The organism is Rubritalea sp., from assembly GCF_039830215.1.
GTDB lineage: Bacteria > Verrucomicrobiota > Verrucomicrobiia > Verrucomicrobiales > Akkermansiaceae > Rubritalea.
Genome location: NZ_JBDOPO010000347.1, coordinates 1 through 16,329 on the forward strand (window position 1 = coordinate 1; position 16,329 = coordinate 16,329).

15 protein-coding genes are annotated in these 16,329 nt (G+C 48.3%); 6 read left to right on the forward strand and 9 right to left on the reverse strand.

The window, feature by feature from the left end; genetic code table 11:
- The 8 genes from proB to ABGY95_RS11745 form a co-directional block, all read right to left on the reverse strand.
- Window positions 1-724 (reverse strand): glutamate 5-kinase (proB, locus tag ABGY95_RS11710; RefSeq protein WP_347441867.1); only part of this gene is annotated, 724 nt, incomplete at its 3' end.
- Window positions 721-2,427 (reverse strand): putative manganese-dependent inorganic diphosphatase, encoded by a 1,707-nt coding sequence (locus ABGY95_RS11715; protein ID WP_347441868.1) that lies wholly within the window; start codon window positions 2,425-2,427, stop codon window positions 721-723. The genes proB and ABGY95_RS11715, both read right to left, overlap by 4 nt.
- 566 nt (window positions 2,428-2,993) lie before the next feature.
- Window positions 2,994-3,935 (reverse strand): hypothetical protein, encoded by a 942-nt coding sequence (locus ABGY95_RS11720; RefSeq protein ID WP_347441869.1) that lies wholly within the window; start codon window positions 3,933-3,935, stop codon window positions 2,994-2,996.
- 23 nt (window positions 3,936-3,958) lie between these two features.
- Window positions 3,959-4,186 (reverse strand): hypothetical protein, encoded by a 228-nt coding sequence (locus ABGY95_RS11725; RefSeq protein ID WP_347441870.1) that lies wholly within the window; start codon window positions 4,184-4,186, stop codon window positions 3,959-3,961.
- A gap of 124 nt (window positions 4,187-4,310) precedes the next feature.
- Window positions 4,311-6,008, reverse strand: coding sequence for an iron ABC transporter permease (locus tag ABGY95_RS11730; RefSeq protein ID WP_347441871.1), 1,698 nt, complete (start codon window positions 6,006-6,008; stop codon window positions 4,311-4,313).
- Entirely contained in the window at window positions 6,005-7,510 is a 1,506-nt protein-coding gene (locus tag ABGY95_RS11735; RefSeq protein WP_347441872.1) for an extracellular solute-binding protein, read from the reverse strand. The genes ABGY95_RS11730 and ABGY95_RS11735 overlap by 4 nt, the downstream gene beginning before the upstream one ends.
- A 6-nt stretch (window positions 7,511-7,516) precedes the next feature.
- Entirely contained in the window at window positions 7,517-8,608 is a 1,092-nt protein-coding gene (locus tag ABGY95_RS11740; protein ID WP_347441873.1) for an ABC transporter ATP-binding protein, read from the reverse strand.
- Between the two features lie 53 nt (window positions 8,609-8,661).
- Window positions 8,662-9,105, reverse strand: a complete 444-nt coding sequence (locus ABGY95_RS11745; protein WP_347441874.1) for a deoxycytidylate deaminase — start codon at window positions 9,103-9,105, stop codon at window positions 8,662-8,664.
- 165 nt (window positions 9,106-9,270) lie between these two features.
- Between ABGY95_RS11745 and ABGY95_RS11750 the strand changes: the two genes are divergently transcribed.
- From ABGY95_RS11750 to tpiA, 4 genes are all read left to right on the forward strand, one after another.
- A complete protein-coding gene (locus ABGY95_RS11750) occupies window positions 9,271-10,116 on the forward strand; it encodes a metallophosphoesterase (RefSeq protein WP_347441875.1) in 846 nt (281 codons plus the stop codon).
- A gap of 176 nt (window positions 10,117-10,292) precedes the next feature.
- A complete protein-coding gene (gene gap / locus ABGY95_RS11755) occupies window positions 10,293-11,294 on the forward strand; it encodes a type I glyceraldehyde-3-phosphate dehydrogenase (RefSeq protein WP_347441876.1) in 1,002 nt (333 codons plus the stop codon).
- Between the two features lie 127 nt (window positions 11,295-11,421).
- On the forward strand, window positions 11,422-12,621 hold the full coding sequence (locus ABGY95_RS11760) for a phosphoglycerate kinase (RefSeq protein WP_347441877.1): 1,200 nt from the start codon (window positions 11,422-11,424) through the stop codon (window positions 12,619-12,621).
- Between the two features lie 35 nt (window positions 12,622-12,656).
- Window positions 12,657-13,418 carry a triose-phosphate isomerase gene (gene tpiA, locus ABGY95_RS11765; RefSeq protein ID WP_347441878.1) on the forward strand — a complete coding sequence of 254 codons (762 nt, stop codon included), beginning with the start codon at window positions 12,657-12,659 and terminating at the stop codon, window positions 13,416-13,418.
- A gap of 973 nt (window positions 13,419-14,391) precedes the next feature.
- Here the strand turns inward: tpiA and ABGY95_RS11770 are convergent.
- Entirely contained in the window at window positions 14,392-15,228 is an 837-nt protein-coding gene (locus ABGY95_RS11770) for an MBL fold metallo-hydrolase (RefSeq protein ID WP_347441879.1), read from the reverse strand.
- Between the two features lie 196 nt (window positions 15,229-15,424).
- Here ABGY95_RS11770 and ABGY95_RS11775 point away from each other — a divergent pair, with 196 nt between their 5' ends.
- Together ABGY95_RS11775 and ABGY95_RS11780 are read left to right on the forward strand one after the other, a co-directional pair.
- A complete protein-coding gene (locus tag ABGY95_RS11775; RefSeq protein ID WP_347441880.1) occupies window positions 15,425-15,979 on the forward strand; it encodes a hypothetical protein in 555 nt (184 codons plus the stop codon).
- A gap of 102 nt (window positions 15,980-16,081) precedes the next feature.
- Window positions 16,082-16,329, forward strand: a 248-nt coding sequence (locus tag ABGY95_RS11780; protein WP_347441881.1) for a hypothetical protein, incomplete at its 3' end; no start/stop codon positions are given.

The following is a 16,329-nucleotide window of genomic DNA, read 5'->3' on the forward strand; positions in this document are numbered from 1 at the left end:
AGCCCCGAGTGATAGCAGCTAGTCGCTCTGGGCTCTTACCGTGAGCTATGACAGTTTCAATACCTGCATCGACAGCTAATCTCACAGCCTTAAGTTTAGAAGCCATCCCCCCAATAGAGAATTTCCCTTTATCATCCCTAACAAAACTTAAAACATCGTCCACATTTTCGACATAACTAATGACTTCTGTTGAACCAGGAGCCAATAAACCATCAATATTGGATAGCAATATCAGCTGGGACGCCCCGATAAGACGCGCAACTCTAGCCGAGAGCATATCGTTATCACCTAAACTTAACTCCTCCACGGCAACTGAATCATTCTCATTTATAATAGGAACAATCTGTGGACACTGCGCCAAACGAGCTAACGTATCTTCCACACGAGCCAACCTTGCTGAATTACTAAAGTCATCTGCGGTAAGCAGTAATTGAGCAACATTCAACTCAAAGTTGTTAAATAAATTTTCATAGCCATGCATCAAACGCGTTTGCCCAACGGCTGCACAAGCCTGGCGAGTTGGCACATCTGAAGGGTATTCACTCAACCCCAATTGCGATATACCCGCTCCCACCGCACCACTAGAAACGAGGATGCATGATCTCCCCGAAATCACAAGCTCGGCTACAGCAGTGACTAACCTAGTGAGAGCCGCACGATCTAACTTCCCATCAAACTCACGCGTTAACACCCCGGTGCCAATTTTTATAACAACTGGTTTCATATACTCTCGAGCGTTGTTGCCGTAGCGCCATGAATAGCGCTACTCACAGCTGGGAAAATTTGCTTCTTTCGACTCACGACGCCAACGGCATCGAGTACGTTTTTTGAAATCTTAGCGAAAGGTAAGGCCTCGATCACACGAGGGTCACCAACTGCCACAATTTTGCTATGATGCTTGGTTATATCAGTGACAGCAAGCAAAGCCACATCGTAGCCTTCATTTTTAATCAAAAGCTCTAGACCGCAAATCATTTCACTAGATCGTTCACTAAAGCGACCTAGGTCCATTTCCTCCACTTGGGAAATACTGATAGACTTCCCACCTTCGTTAAACTGCTTACGGTCAGTCCCAATCAATTCATCAACAGAGCCTTTAGCCAACAATGAACCCGAAGCAAAGAAATCGTGGGTAAACTGAACTGCATTCACCTCCGCTATATCAGCCAACCAGGCCAGCATACTTCTATCCAACTCAGTCGTTGTCGGTGACGTTAAATTGAGCGTATCTGAGATAAGTCCAGCACATAGACACATGGCCACTCCTTTTGATAGAGGGATACTCATGTATCGAAATTTGCGAGCTACAAGAGTGCATGTAGAGCCTACAGGCTCATTCAAGAAACGAATCGGCTCGCGAGACATCACATCTCCACCTAAGCGGTGATGATCGATAACCTCGATGACATTAGCCTCTTCTACTCCCCTAACCGCCTGGGCGTATTCATTATGGTCAACTAACACCAGAGTCGTCGCAGGAGGGTCAACTAGAGCTGACTTACGGAACACCCCAACGAGATCTCTGGTCCCCTTTTCCACCACTGGGAATAGATCCTGTCGTGCTGCACTGAGACGCTTTCTGATATCTGAAACCGCCTCATCAGCATTCACGCAAAGAAACTCTTCGCCAAGAGCATTGCTTACAGATCGTGAACAACGAACTAACTGTACAGTGGTAGCTGTATCAAAGCGCGAAAGAATAATCGCCACTCCTTTTTGTTTAGCTTCAGCCACGACCGCATCTTGCACTTTATAGCCACCAGCAACAACAAGCACACGCACACTGTTACTTACTGCTTCTGCATGAATATCTTCACGGTCACCGCAGATAACGATTTGTTTATCACAAAGCCCATCAGCCTTGGCGGCATTGATACTCTCGAAAACTGATTTTTTACTTGAAGCACCAACAAACATAATGAGGTCCTCCTCGTCTTCGCTCAAGCTTGCGGCCACGGATTGCCCTTGAAGCGTCTCTTTAATGTGCTGTTGGGACACGTGAATAGTCTTCACACTCTGCTGCCCATCTAGGCTATCAGGCATCAACAGTTGCATTAAGTCCGTGAAATGCAAGATCCCTCTGATCTCATTACTCGAGCTAACCACTGGAACCGATTTGACCGACGACTTCTGCATTGCCCGATACACGGAGTAGAAAGTAGCATCCTCACAGACTGACACATGGTCCTTGTCACAGATAAGCTCCGCGGTAGTCCTCACATCTGTGACAAGCGCGGGTGTCTCCATTCCCGCTTGCCCTAACACCCAGGCCACACGAGAAGGTACCGCACCACACCGAATAGGTACAGCTTCGACATTTTCAGCCTTACGGAGATATTCAGCCTGCCCTATGGCTGAGCAGATGGCATCAGTATCAGGATTCAAGTGACCGACGACGTAAGTGGGTTTCTGGCTTTTCAGAGTCATTGTGTAATTCGAAATAAGTAGATAAGCACAACACATTTCTTCAGCAATGCAATAGCGAGTTGTTACATCTTCCAGATCTGACTAAAATAGAACCCCTCCGCCATTCATTTTCTGTCATTTCCGTCATTCAAACTCAGTGCAGAACACATCCAGCGCAGTAAGTTTGACAAATGGCACACATTAAAAATGCTGAAGAACTATTGTATGCAAAAAAAAACTAGGACTAGAGCACAAAGATTGGCCTAGGGGAAATCACTCACTAACAAGAGAGCTTTCATCCTCGAACCAGCAGACCACTCCGCAACAAATATCTTTCAATCTCTACCCTCGAGACCATCTCCGATTACGTGACACACGCCGTCATCGTACTCCCTTTTGAGCTTTTACTCGTAAAAGCTTAGCCAAGAACTGGCAGACACCACCTCCCGCCACAGCAGTTGATGGACACCCTAGTTACATGAGACTCTGAAGAAGCTCCCCCAAATGATTTAATCTCACTTTTTGCACGGTCTAGAAAAAGACTGAAATCCAAAGCCATCCGTAGATCTATGACACTTGAGAGTAATCTACGTTAGCCATACGGCAAGTGGCACAGGTACCACCAGTGCTAAGTCAGCCAAAACTCTCAGTGCCGCTATGGAGAAACGCGCACGAGAGCGATTGATCACATGCAACAAGCCTGCCGAAGCCATGACTGCATAACACAAAGGAGCGCTATGATCATCGACAATAAAGGCAACAGCAAACACAGCGCCCACCACTAAGATAAACAACCCCATAGATAGAGCTATCTCACTCTCCTGCTTCACCTCTGGATCGCGCGAACGCCTAGAACGCTCCCATAAATCTATCGCATTGATATTCATCACACACAGCAAACCAAACAAAAGCACAAGCACCGAGAGCAATACCGTATTGACTGTCAGAAAAACCATAGCAAAAAATCTGGGGATAGATGAGAGCAAGTTGCCAACAAACGGAGCTCCATCTACTCCCTGGAACACTTCTGATAGAACGATAGGCAAAGGCTCAGACGCCACCACAATTGGAGCGGTTACGCCATAGGCAAAAGTCAAGCCTGCCACCATATTCTTACCATAGGCCACATCAGCCTTATCAAATAATGAAACGAACCAATAGCAAGCAACTAGGACGCCCCCCACCACTCCCACCGTGAGCAACACGCGGGACATGTAAAAAAGCGCGAAAAAGCTACTGTAACTAACAATTCCGACAACAAATAGAATCAAGACCAACCGATTCTTCCAATGGAATCGATGGCGCCACGGCATTTCTCCCTCGATCGGGTGCACACCACGACTAACATCACGGATGCGGTCTACCACGTAAACGCACCACACTGCGGCACCCAAAAGCAAATATGACGAGGATTCAACATATTGAACCCTCAGCGCATCAGCCAGCATCCACATCCAGACCAAGGCCACGATGGGGGCATCGAGGCTCAGTAAGTTTGGAATCAACCAAGCTGGAGGACGCTTATTCATGAACAGGACCTCCAGTGGAGAAATTAATGAGCAGCGTCGTGCCCAGAATGACCTTCTTCCTTATCAGAGCGCTCCTTATCAGCATGCCCCTCTTCAGCATGCTCATCGTGTCCATGTCCAGCGTGATCATCGTGACCATGTGCATCATGAGACTCATAGAGTTGCTTTGTCTTGTCCCATTCGTGCTTTTCACAGGAAGATAGACCTACGAAAACGGCGAGAATGCTTGCGCTAAGGATAAAAGATTTCATTACGGCCAAAATTCTTACCCGACATTTGATTAAAATCAAGGCCGCAATATGGCTAATCCTTAATGAGGATGACACAAAGATCTTTTCGATCGCAGTAAACTGCAGGACATCTCGCACTACTCCCTTAAAACCTAAAGAGACCACCACCTCGTTTACCTACGAGGGCCAGCGCTCCAGCCAATGCTACTCCAAGGAAAATCATCGCCCAAACTCCCAAAGCAGAAGCTATCTCGTGGCCATTTCCTAGGGTGCTCAATAAAGCATAAATAGCTTTGGTTATTGGGTAGTGCTCGGCTTGTTGTGCGAGAATAAGGCTATCGGAGACCTCTAACATAGCGAAAGCAAACGCCAGAATAGCACCAGCAATCAAACTAGTCCCAACCAGAGGCAATCCCACACGCCAAAACGCGCGAGCAGGTGAAGCCCCCATTGACATAGCAGCCTCCTCGAGTTCCACATTACTCTGCTGAAGACCAGACACTGCAGCTCTCACCACAAAAGGTAATCGACGAACAGCGTAGGCAACGATAAGAAGTAAGGCGGGGCTACCATTTGCTCCAATCAGAAAGCTAAATGGACCATCATTCTCACTCATCGACAAATAGCCAAAGGCAAGCACTAGGCCAGGAACAGCCAGAGGAAGCATCATGAGAGCATCCAGAACATTTCTACCCCACATTTTACTACGCACAATGACCCAAGCAATAGCCACCCCAAGAATTACATCCAAAAATGTGGCGCCTGAAGCATACAACAAACTATTCTTTATGGACCCTAACACCAATGGGTGCCCTAAGCCCTCCCCATAGTGCTGCAAGGTCAGCGATTTAGGGAAAATCGTACCATACCAATCCGAAGAAACGGACAAAAAGAACACTCCAAAGTGCGGAATAGTGGCTAAAATGAAGACTGAAGCAAAACAAAGCGAGAGAATCCACCCACTAGCCCCCTTAAGCTCTTTTTCTTGAACGTCACCTTTGGGTTTAGTGGAGACACCCAATTTATTGCGTCCTAAAATCACCTTCGAGATCGAGTAAACCAAGACCGAGATAGTGAGCATTACTGCCACCAAAGCGTAAGGAATAGGATTGCCACTTAAATCCTTTATCCCGTCAAAAATCTGCACTGGAGTCACACGCGTGTAGTCAAAAACCAAGGGCACACCCAACTCTGTAAACGACCAAATAAAGACAATCGCAGCACCAGCAAAGATGCCAGGCATACATAAAGGCAGGGTAATACGTTTGAAACGCGTCCAGGGTGAAGCCCCCAGGTTCTGCGCAGCTTGTTCCATCGCAGGATCTAGATTCCCTAAAGCGGACAAAATATTCATGTACAATATTGGGTAAAGGTGCAGGGCATTCAGCAAAACGACCCCCCAGAACTTACTTGCTCCTAACCAGTCGGTTGGAGCAACTGCGGACATAAACCCCAAGTCTATGAGAAAGGCATTCAGTGCTCCCTCTACGCCTAGCATATGACGAACCCCCACAGCACCAACAAATGGAGGTAAGACTAGAGGCGCCAATATCAACACCGTCAGCCACTTTTTACCTGGAAACGCCCACCGGTAGGACACCAAAGCCAAAGGCAGTGCTATGAAGAAGGTGAAAATAGTACTCGTGACTCCTAAAGCAAAAGCATTCCAAAGCCCTTCGAGATAAATAGGGTTGGAAAACACCAACCACATGTAAGCTAACGAGAATTGTCCATCTTGATCGAGAAATGCCTGTTTCAGCACATCTGTCACGGGCCACAAGAAGAACAAGCCAAAAAAGAACGTCAGCAAGAAGGTGATCAATACTGCCTTGCCGCGCTTCATTTTTTATTGGCCTCCTCTTTAGCTAACCCAACAGCCTCTTTGTAGTTTCTCCGAAAAACACCAGTCATACGTTTTGCCTCTCTTGCTGAATCTAATTTATCACCAGAATGCACTTGTTGACGAATCTCACCCATCGTTTTCACGTAAGACACATAAGAGACATCATGAAAACGAGACATGGTCATCTCAGGCATATCGTATTTTACTAGCGCGATCCAAGCTGCCTGCAGTTCACGATGAACATCTATGCACATGCTCTTGATAATATGACGCAACGCACCAAAAACCGGCCCAGTGATATCGGGTTGATAGACAAACAGAGGCGTTGCAGTATAAGGATTCACCTCGGGATCGGTAAAGTCAGCTAAATTCGCTGGAGTGTAGACTGAAGGACGGATGGGCAACCTACGAAGCGCACGCCTCTTAGGTCCACCATCAGAACCCACGCGCTTATTCCAAAGCACCTGCCCCTCCTCACTCAGTAGGAACTCCACAAATTCCTGAGCCAACTTAGAATTTGGCGCGTGTTTAAAAACAGCCACAGGATCGACACTCAGTGAAGTTCCTCCTTCTGGAGCGACCCACTGTAGACGGGAAGAACCATCAGCCCTCTTCAGCTTCTCATTGTAGGCCCTGCCGTAGAAATCGATACACATTCCGGCTGCAGCATCACCTTGAGAAACATCATGAGGGATTTTAGTCGCTGCATCAGTAAAGTAGCGCGCATTGGCTGCAATTTTCTGGATCAGGTTGAGTCCATCCGCCCAGCCATAGCCAATAGCTCGCTGGCTCCGCATTTCCTCAGTTTCACCCGGCTGCCTCCGAGTATTAGCCAACGATCTGTGAATATTTTGCTGCACTAACATCTCAAACGCTCGAGCCACCGATCCGCTTTTAGTGGGATCAGCCATCGCTATGGCGCCAAAATATTTCGGATCACTCAGATCATCCCAAGATTTTGGGGGATCCACGTTCAGACGCTTGAGATTATCCACATTATAACAAATACCAAATTGCGAGAGGCATACTCCGACCCAATATTTCGCCTTGCTATAATAGACTTCACCAGTGAATGACTGAGGTATAGCTAATTCACCTTTGAACCACCCCTCTTGAGAACTAAAAACCTCGAGCTTTTCGAAGCGTCCAGCTTTAGCCATTTCTTCAAAAATATAGTCTCCACCACCAAAGAACACATCGATCCCCACACCTCCACCTTTGGCATTAGCAAATTTGCTATCTAGCACTAACCGTATTTCAGATGTGCCACCTGGAGCTCTCCAATCGAGATAGACCTTCTTGCCAGTTTTTTTCTGCCAATAGGTGTTGAAAGCCACAGAAAATTCATTCCGAATTGTCTCATTGTGTGGTGTGATAACTACCAGCACCTCATCTGACTCAGACCGACTAACCGCCTCAGGTCTTTGTAAGATAAGTGGTGAAACCGCTACCAACACAAGGGCTGCGATTACACCAATTCGTTTATTCCAGATTTTTTTCATCACTGATTACGGCTTCAGCATCACCACATCCTGCTGGCGTGCAGTTAGAGCCACTCGCTCATTCGGCTCACGTAAGAGCCGTGGATTCAACTCAGAAACTTGAATGTAGACCCCCTCGTCGCTTTGTACTAGATACTGGATTGTCGCCCCCTGATAGACTCGCTCGACCACCTTGCCAAAAACTTGGTTTATCACATCGCCAGAATCATCAAAACGTAGAGCTTCAGGTCGTACGGAGACCACCACTGAATCTCCAATTTCTGGCTTCCACCCAGGCTCTGTCACATAGCCTTGGAAAATTTCGCCAGCCGCAGAAATCACGCGCACGCTGTAGCCGCGCTGATCGTCATGCACGATCCAGTCGACCTTCCCTGCTAGGAAATTAGTTTCTCCCATGAATTGAGCCACATGCATACTGCGTGGTGTTCTGTAGACCTCTTCAGGTGTCCCCACCTGAGCAATATGACCGTCTCTCATCACCGCAATTTTATCGGCAACAGAAAGAGCCTCTTCTTGGTCGTGCGTAACATAGACAGCTGTCAGACCAAACTCTTTCACAATACGGCGAATCTCAGTACGCATCTCCATCCGCAACTGGGCGTCAAGGTTGGAAAGTGGTTCATCTAACAATAAGCATTTAGGCCGTACCACTAGTGCGCGGGCTAGAGCCACACGCTGCTGTTGTCCGCCAGAAAGTTGATCTACCCTACGATCTTCATAGCCTTCAAGCCGCACTCCTTTGAGCGCCTCCAGAGTGCGATCCACAAGTTCATCGCCCTCAATTCCCCGTTCCTGTAAGCCGAAAGCCACGTTATCCCCTACCGACATGTGTGGCCAGAGTGCATAGGATTGAAAGACCATGGCGGCTTCCCGCTTGTGAGTTGGCACATCAGTGACATCGCGCTCACCAAAAAATATTCTCCCCTCATCAGGCTCTTCAAGCCCGGCTATAGCTCTGAGCAAGGTGGTTTTACCACACCCACTAGAGCCTAACAAAAAGAACAATTCACCTTCACCGACATGAAGACACACCTCCTTTAACGCAACGAGATCTTTGTCGTAGCTTTTTTTTACACCATCTATCTGAATTGCATCCATTGCTTTCGCCGTATATTTCCCTATGTGCGGCGGAATGCAAGAATAGACATGCTCTAATCTAGTGTAACGGGATGGAGTGGATACTCAGCGACTTGTTCAAGCTTTATCCCGTAGACTCTAGCTATCTCAGGGGCATCTGACTTCTTATACACATCCCTATAATAAATCTCTTTTACGCCATATGAGCACAATGTCTGCATGCAAGCTGTGCAGGGCATTGTCGTTGTGGCGATAACCTTTGCTTCCCCTCGCTTAAACAAGCTACAGAGATTAACCTCAGCATGCAGCATGAATTTCTGCCTTCCATCACGATCGTCCCAAAACCCCTCCGGCGCATCAAAACCTGGTGCTAGCCCATTATAAGCAGTCCCGATAACACGATTATCAAAATCTAAGGCAGAAGCTCCTACTTTGCGAAATGGGTCTTCACTGCGCAGGCTCGCCACATGGGCCAGAGCCATGGCGTATTGAGGAATAGATAGGCGCTCCGAGTTCATGAGCTATACTTCAACATAGCCAGCTATACCAGCTCAACACTTTTCCTCAGATCTAGCCACCTACTAGCCTCCACGAGCGGCATATTAGATCACAGCATCCCAATTCTCTGTAAATTTTCACATTGGCTTCATGCCTGTTTCACAGTATTCTAGCTCCCTAGACTCATGTTTAAACTTTCTCGCCGGCAAGCTATCAATACTTTGCTCGCAGCCACTCCCATCGCTGCGGCAATTGATGCATTCCTGATAGAGCCCGACCTCCTCAGTATCACACGCAGAGAGATCACTCTACCAAAACTGCCAGCCGAACTCGACGGCTTCACTATCGCACAACTCAGCGACCTTCATTACAAGCCGGAAAAAGATCACGAGCTCATGTCTAAAGCAGTAGCAGCCGTGAATGCCGAAAATGTGGACTTCATAGCCCTCACTGGTGACTATGTGACAGACGACGTAGGCGTAATATCCCCGCTGATAGAACACCTTAAGCAGCTTCAATCAAAACACGGCATCGTTGCTACTATGGGAAATCACGACGGCTGGACCCATTCAAATGGCTACTTCCGTAAAATTTTCTCCAAGGCCGGCATACCATTCCTCATCAACCAGAACACTGAACTCAATATAAACGGAACAACACTTCATATAGCCGGAACAGACTATGTGTGGTTAGGTTCTCCTGATCCGACAGCCACTCTCAAAGGCATCCCTACCGACTCCCCGGTCATTGTACTCGTCCACGAACCAGACTACTTCGACACCATGCGATCCGTTCGCGACATTGATCTACAGCTCTCAGGCCACACCCATGGCGGACAATGCCGAGTTCCTTTCATTGGCTACGCCCCAGTAAAGGTCAAACATGGAGAAAACTATGTGTATGGCTACTATAAAAAGGGCAACTCCCAACTCTTTGTCTCACGTGGTCTAGGAACCTCAGGAATGAGAGTGCGTTTTGCCTGCAAGCCAGAACTCGCCATACTCACGCTTCGCAGCTCCCCACGCACTTAACAAAAATCGTCAAAATTCGCATATTCATCGTTACCTCGCAAGAAGACACCTCTATATGCCAAACCAGAGTATTGACGAATAGGAATTCTCTATCATAGTCGCTTTCCGCATTCAGCGGACAGAAAAGATCGACTCACCACCCTGGCGAGTTCCTTCCTATTTCACCACAAATTCTTATGGCTAACTACGCAATCAACGGCTTCGGCCGCATCGGACGTAACGTCCTTCGTGCTCTCATTGAAAAAGGCGAACTTGAAAAAGTTGTCGCTATCAACGACCTCACTGACAACAAGACAATTGCTCACCTTCTTAAATACGACTCTTCACAGGGTAAGCTTGATGCAGAAGTATCTTTCGACGAGAAGCACATCATCGTAAACGGTCACAAGATCGTAGCTCTCGCTCAGCGCGACCCAGCAGAACTTCCATGGGCTGAGCTCAAGGTTGACGTTGTACTTGAATCCACAGGATTCTTCGCTTCACAGGCTGGTTCCCAGAAACACATCGACGCAGGCGCTAAGAAAGTGCTTATCTCTGCACCGGCTCCAGATCCTGATCTCATGATGTGTATCGGAATCAACGACAACGAGTATGACGCAGCGAAACACAACATCGTTTCTAACGCTTCATGCACAACTAACTGCCTCGCGCCAATGGTGAAGGTACTCAACGATGCATTCGGTCTTGTTCAGGGCATGATGGCAACAATCCACTCATACACTAACGATCAGCGTATTCTCGACCTACCTCACAGTGACCTTCGTCGCTCCCGCGCAGCAGCAGTAAACATCATACCAACTTCTACTGGGGCAGCTAAAGCAATCGGTAAAGTTATCCCTGAACTCTCCGGTAAGCTCAACGGTAACTCTTACCGTGTTCCTACAACAACTGGCTCTATCACTGACTTCGTTTGTACGGTTGAAAAAGACGTCACACTTGAAGAAGTAAACGCAGCATTCAAAGCAGCAGCAGAAGGCCCAATGAAAGGTGTTCTCGCTTACACAGACGAGCCAATCGTCCTTCAGGACATCGTTTCTGACCCACACAGCTCCATCTACGACTCAGGTTGCACAATGGTTGATGGCAAAATGATCAAACTCGCGTCATGGTATGACAACGAGTGGGGTTACTCAAACCGCGCAGCAGAAGGCCTTGCTCTTCTAGCAACTGGTCTCTAATCCTTTTAGAGATTCAAATCTCAATCAGGGGAGGCTTTCATAGAGTCTCCCCTGTTTTATTTACTTCACCACATTCACACGGCGCTTAAGCCGTCCCCCCCCCGGAACCACTAACCATTCAAAAATTATGTCCAAACTTACTATTCGCGACATCGACGTACAGGGCAAAGAAGTTCTCATGCGTGTGGACTTCAACGTCCCTCTCGACGACAATTTCGAAATCACTGACGAGACTCGCATCCTCGGTGCTCTTCCATCTATCAAGCACCTCCTCGCAGGCGGCGCTAAGCTTGTTCTCTGCTCCCACCTGGGCCGTCCTGCGGGCGAGCCTCAGGAAAAGTACTCGCTTCGTCCAGTAGCAAAGCGCCTCTCTGAGCACCTCGGCGCACCAGTAGCATTTGCTGACGACACAGTTGGCGAACACTCCGTAACTCTTCGTAACTCTCTCGAAGCTGGCCACGCAATGGTTCTCGAGAATACACGCTTCGACAACCGCGAGACAGCTAATGACTCTGAATTCTCAAAGGCTCTCGCAGGCAATGCTGAGATCTTCGTCAACGACGCATTCGGCACAGCACACCGTGCACACGCTTCTACTGAAGGCGTGACGCACTTCGTAAAGCAGTCCGTGTCAGGTTTACTCATCGAGAAAGAACTCGAATTCCTTCAAGGCAAGCTCGAGTCTCCAGAGAAGCCTTTCGTGGCGATCATGGGTGGAGCTAAGGTTTCCGACAAAATCCAAGTGATCAAAGCAATGATGGCTAAGGCCGACACTTTCATCATCGGAGGCGCAATGGCTTACACATTCCGTCTCGCTCAGGGTTTCAAGGTGGGCGACTCCCTCGTGGAACCAAAGTTTGTAGATCTCGCAAAAGAGATCCTCGACGAAGCAGAAACAAAGGGCATCAAGTTCCACCTCCCTGCCGATACACGCATCACTCAGGAATTTAGCCCTAAGGCTGAGACTAAAGTCACAGCTCCATACGCTGACGGTGGTGAAATCCCTGACGGCTGGGAAGGCATCGATATCGGTGAAGTCGCTATCGGTGACTTCGAAAAAGTAGTCGCAGGCGCCAAGACTATCCTCTGGAATGGCCCAATGGGAGTGTTCGAAATGGACAACTTCGCCGCTGGCACAAAGGCTCTCACTGCAGCCGTTGCAGCATCTGATGCTCTCACTATTGTTGGTGGTGGTGATTCAGTCACAGCAGCAAACAAGTTCTCTGACGCATCTAACTTCAGCTTCCTCTCCACGGGCGGTGGCGCTTCCCTCGAACTACTCGAAGGTAAGACTCTCCCAGGTGTGGCAGCACTCACAGATAAGTAAATAACCTAAATTTCAAACTAACAATAACTAACAATATGTCACGTAATCTAATTATCGCAGCGAACTGGAAGCTCAACAAAGGCCCTGCAGACGCAGCAGCATTCCTCGACGCATTCTGCGTAGCAATCAAAGAATTCAAAGGCTCCGCAGACATCGTTCTCGCACCTACATTCCTCACCATCCCATCTGTCGTGGCTAAGCTCGATGGTTGCGACCGCATCGCAGTGGCTTCTCAGAATGTTTCTGAACAAGAGTCCGGCGCATTCACTGGTGAAGTGAGCACAGCAATGCTCAGCGAAGCTGGTGTCCAATACGTCATCCTCGGGCACTCAGAGCGTCGTTCAATCTACGGCGAAACTGACGCGATCATCAACGCTAAGGTTAAGAAAACTCTCGCAGCTGGCCTCAAACCAATCTTCTGCATCGGTGAAACCCTCGAAGAGCGCGAAGGCGGCAAGCTCGAGTCAGTTCTCACTACACAGATCACTGACGGCCTCAAGGACGTTGCTGACCTCACAGACGTAGTCATCGCATACGAGCCAGTTTGGGCAATCGGTACAGGCGTAACAGCCTCAGCAGAGCAAGCACAGGACACACACAAGTTCGTGCGTTCAGTCATCGCAAACCTCTACGGCCAGTCCGCAGCAGACGCAGTACGAATTCAGTATGGGGGCTCTGTAAAGCCAGCTAACGCAGCTGAGCTTCTCGGCCAGCCAGACATCGATGGCGCACTCGTCGGGGGGGCCGCACTCGAAGCCGAGTCCTTCTTCGGCATCCTCGAGAACTCATCTTTCTAAGATTTAGTCATAAATAACTTACCCATAAGCCTCACACTGCAACGTGTGAGGCTTTTCCTTTTTCTGTTAGTATGCTCATTTAAGGAGGCATTTCATCAATTCAACAAAAACTCTCGATTGAAGGCATTCCGATGATCTACCCAACGCTTGACCCCTTTGTCTCTCAATGGCTTCTATGTGCAGACTACACACCATACTGGGATAGAACCCTCAGTCACCACTGCCATATGGCCCTTCTGTGAGATAATCCGGACATAATGAACAGCAAAGAGGCTCTTCAGAGTTGGATATACCGCGCTTCCCGCTAGAAGCACTCCACAGGTATCTCCCCCCTATCGTCATGCTAGTAACTACCACAGCCCATCAAGTAAAAAGCCCACGAAGGTCACCTCGAAGAGATGAGTTATCACGATGAGTAGGGCCCCTTTCATTCAATCATACCTGTTGTTCGTTATGCTATCCACTTTCCCCCTCTGTCCATCACTGTAGCTTTCATCTGAAGCATTCTAACTAGCTTCCAAGCTAACACTTTAAGTGGTCTACTTTTTACTACGCTATACAGCCCATAGCCTAGCCACAGTTTTTTGCTAAACCAAGGCATTCATTCCGCCTACTCGTCAGATTACTGACAGCTACTTATCATTTCCTTTGCTCAGCTGTGGCTTTGAGTTTGTGCTCGCGTTGGCTACAGGGTTCTAGGTCTTTGCCTTCAAGACGAAGCCACGGCAGCACGTAGCCCATAGCGCTGTGTAGACGAACGTCATTTTAGTCGCTGATGCATCTTTCGATGGTTCGCTGTGCATGATTTAGAGATAGCTGTATGTTAGTATAAACCCTCTTTCTTAAGGCGGCCACGCAAAAGCTCTAACTCCCCCTTATACTGGGGGTACATGCGCGTAAACCTGAGGATGTCAGAGGCGTAAAACTTACGAAGAGTTCTGAGAATGAAATGATCAGCAACCATTCATAACACTTAAAACATCTCTTGCTGGCTGAGATTGCCAGACAGCTTCTCTAGTAAAGCTACCCGGTTACTTTCTCCAAATTCGAGCCAGGCAGTTGGCTCCTTCTGATTAGCACAGAGCACTTGAACCTCTGTTAACCCTCCGTCAGTGAGCAATTCACTAACAGTGTCACTCGCCACACTTGGACTATTACAATCGCCACTGAGGTGGCCTAGCACCACATGAGCTAAGCGCTCGCAACCAACGTCGGCAATCAATTCACCTGCTTGTGAGTTAGACAAATGCCCATGTCTCGATGCTATACGTTGCTTTGTAGCCCAGGGGCGCTTGGTATCAGCCTCCAATAGAACTTCATCGTAATTGGCCTCAACAAATAGAGCCTGACTCTCACGTAAATGCATTCGCATAGCTTGAGTGACGTAGCCAACATCTGTGACTAATCCAAACTTCGTTATCCCCTGCTGCAGAGTAAAACCGACGGGTTCTGCGGCATCGTGAGGGATAGGGAATGGATGAATCGTCATTCCATTTAGTACAAAATCCTGCCCTGTATTGAAAACCTTCCAGAGCACCTCACTTTTCATTCCCCACTGCAGAGCCTCCCTCGTCATAGCATTTGCGTAGACTGGGATTCTCCGCTTTCTCAGTAAGACATCCAATCCTCGGGTGTGATCGCTGTGCTCATGCGTGAGTAAGACACCAGTCAATGAAGCAGGATCAACCCCAATGGCTTCCATTCGCACGGTCAATTGTTTGGCACTGAGTCCGGCATCGAGCAACAGGCGGGTCTTTCCACACTCTAAAATTGTAGCATTGCCGCCACTTCCACTGCCTAAAACTGCCATCCGCATTCTCACTAGTAGGATCGTATGTCTAATTCCCTCTCACTCAAGCCAGATTGTTTGATTCAGTAAAATCTATAATTTTTGCCTTCCGTCCCTAGAGAATTACTCTACATCTAGCCGCATGAATGTCATGAACGTGATTATTGGATCCACATTCGCACTTCTTGTCGCTGGTTTTTTCATATCCTACAGCAGCATGAATAATAGCGAAATCAGCGATCCTGTAGCCCTCGAAGTTGCACGCCTTGAAAAGCGCAAAGCCCAGCTAGAATCGGCCCTGCTCAAAGGATCGAATACCAATCAGGGTCTTACTTACACCTCACCACTACAACAAGCAGCAAGCCAACAGGCAAATTCAGTTGAGCTTGATCGTGTGCAGGCCGAACTCAGCGCACTCAGAAATGAGCGAGATGTCATTGAAGAAGAAGCAGCAAAAGTCATCGCAGACGCCATCGGAACTTCACCCGCGAGGAACGACCGCCGCGCTAGCCTCATCAAGTCAGCACTACTAATGGCTAGAATCACTGAGTATGATAACGTCAATAAGATAGCAGGCATCGAAATCGAGCGCATTGGCAATGTGAACACAGGCGATATCCTCGGTATCCGCCGCAACTCTGGCATCATTGGCCGCCTCACGATTGGCACTATCGACCGCAATCAAGGAATTGCCGACCCAGTTCCCGGCTCATTCATGGGCGGCAACATCGACATTCAGCCAGGAGACGAACTCATTCTCCCGCCTAACTAGCAAGTAAGCCTCACATCGGTCTTCACATCCACTCAAAAAAAAGCGAGCAGGTGCTCGCTTTTTTATTGCTCAAATACCAAGGTACACGCGTACACTAACAATGTGGATCAGCTTACTATCACCAAACTCAAAAAATCCGCTGGAGATACCCCCATCAGCGCCAGCGTTGACGCCCAGCTTCAGTCTTGTGTCACTAAAACGACAAAGTCGGGAAAGCCCTACTTAGAGCTAGTCCTTGCGGATTCAATTGACCAGTTCACTCTCAAAATTTGGGAGAACCTACCTCAGTTTAAATTAGCCCAAGAGCTTCCAATTGAATCCTTCCTCCGCCTTGCTGGCGACTGGACTCA

Bases quoted from the DNA above. Each gene is read 5' to 3' on its own strand.
- ABGY95_RS11715 (WP_347441868.1), bottom strand. From the start codon at position 2,427: ATGACTCTGAAAAGCCAGAAACCCACTTACGTCGTCGGTCACTTGAAT.
- ABGY95_RS11720 (WP_347441869.1), bottom strand. From the start codon at position 3,935: ATGAATAAGCGTCCTCCAGCTTGGTTGATTCCAAACTTACTGAGCCTC.
- ABGY95_RS11725 (WP_347441870.1), bottom strand. From the start codon at position 4,186: ATGAAATCTTTTATCCTTAGCGCAAGCATTCTCGCCGTTTTCGTAGGT.
- ABGY95_RS11730 (WP_347441871.1), bottom strand. From the start codon at position 6,008: ATGAAGCGCGGCAAGGCAGTATTGATCACCTTCTTGCTGACGTTCTTT.
- ABGY95_RS11735 (WP_347441872.1), bottom strand. From the start codon at position 7,510: ATGAAAAAAATCTGGAATAAACGAATTGGTGTAATCGCAGCCCTTGTG.
- ABGY95_RS11740 (WP_347441873.1), bottom strand. From the start codon at position 8,608: ATGGATGCAATTCAGATAGATGGTGTAAAAAAAAGCTACGACAAAGAT.
- ABGY95_RS11745 (WP_347441874.1), bottom strand. From the start codon at position 9,105: ATGAACTCGGAGCGCCTATCTATTCCTCAATACGCCATGGCTCTGGCC.
- ABGY95_RS11750 (WP_347441875.1), top strand. From the start codon at position 9,271: ATGTTTAAACTTTCTCGCCGGCAAGCTATCAATACTTTGCTCGCAGCC.
- gap (WP_347441876.1), top strand. From the start codon at position 10,293: ATGGCTAACTACGCAATCAACGGCTTCGGCCGCATCGGACGTAACGTC.
- ABGY95_RS11760 (WP_347441877.1), top strand. From the start codon at position 11,422: ATGTCCAAACTTACTATTCGCGACATCGACGTACAGGGCAAAGAAGTT.
- tpiA (WP_347441878.1), top strand. From the start codon at position 12,657: ATGTCACGTAATCTAATTATCGCAGCGAACTGGAAGCTCAACAAAGGC.
- ABGY95_RS11770 (WP_347441879.1), bottom strand. From the start codon at position 15,228: ATGGCAGTTTTAGGCAGTGGAAGTGGCGGCAATGCTACAATTTTAGAG.
- ABGY95_RS11775 (WP_347441880.1), top strand. From the start codon at position 15,425: ATGAATAATAGCGAAATCAGCGATCCTGTAGCCCTCGAAGTTGCACGC.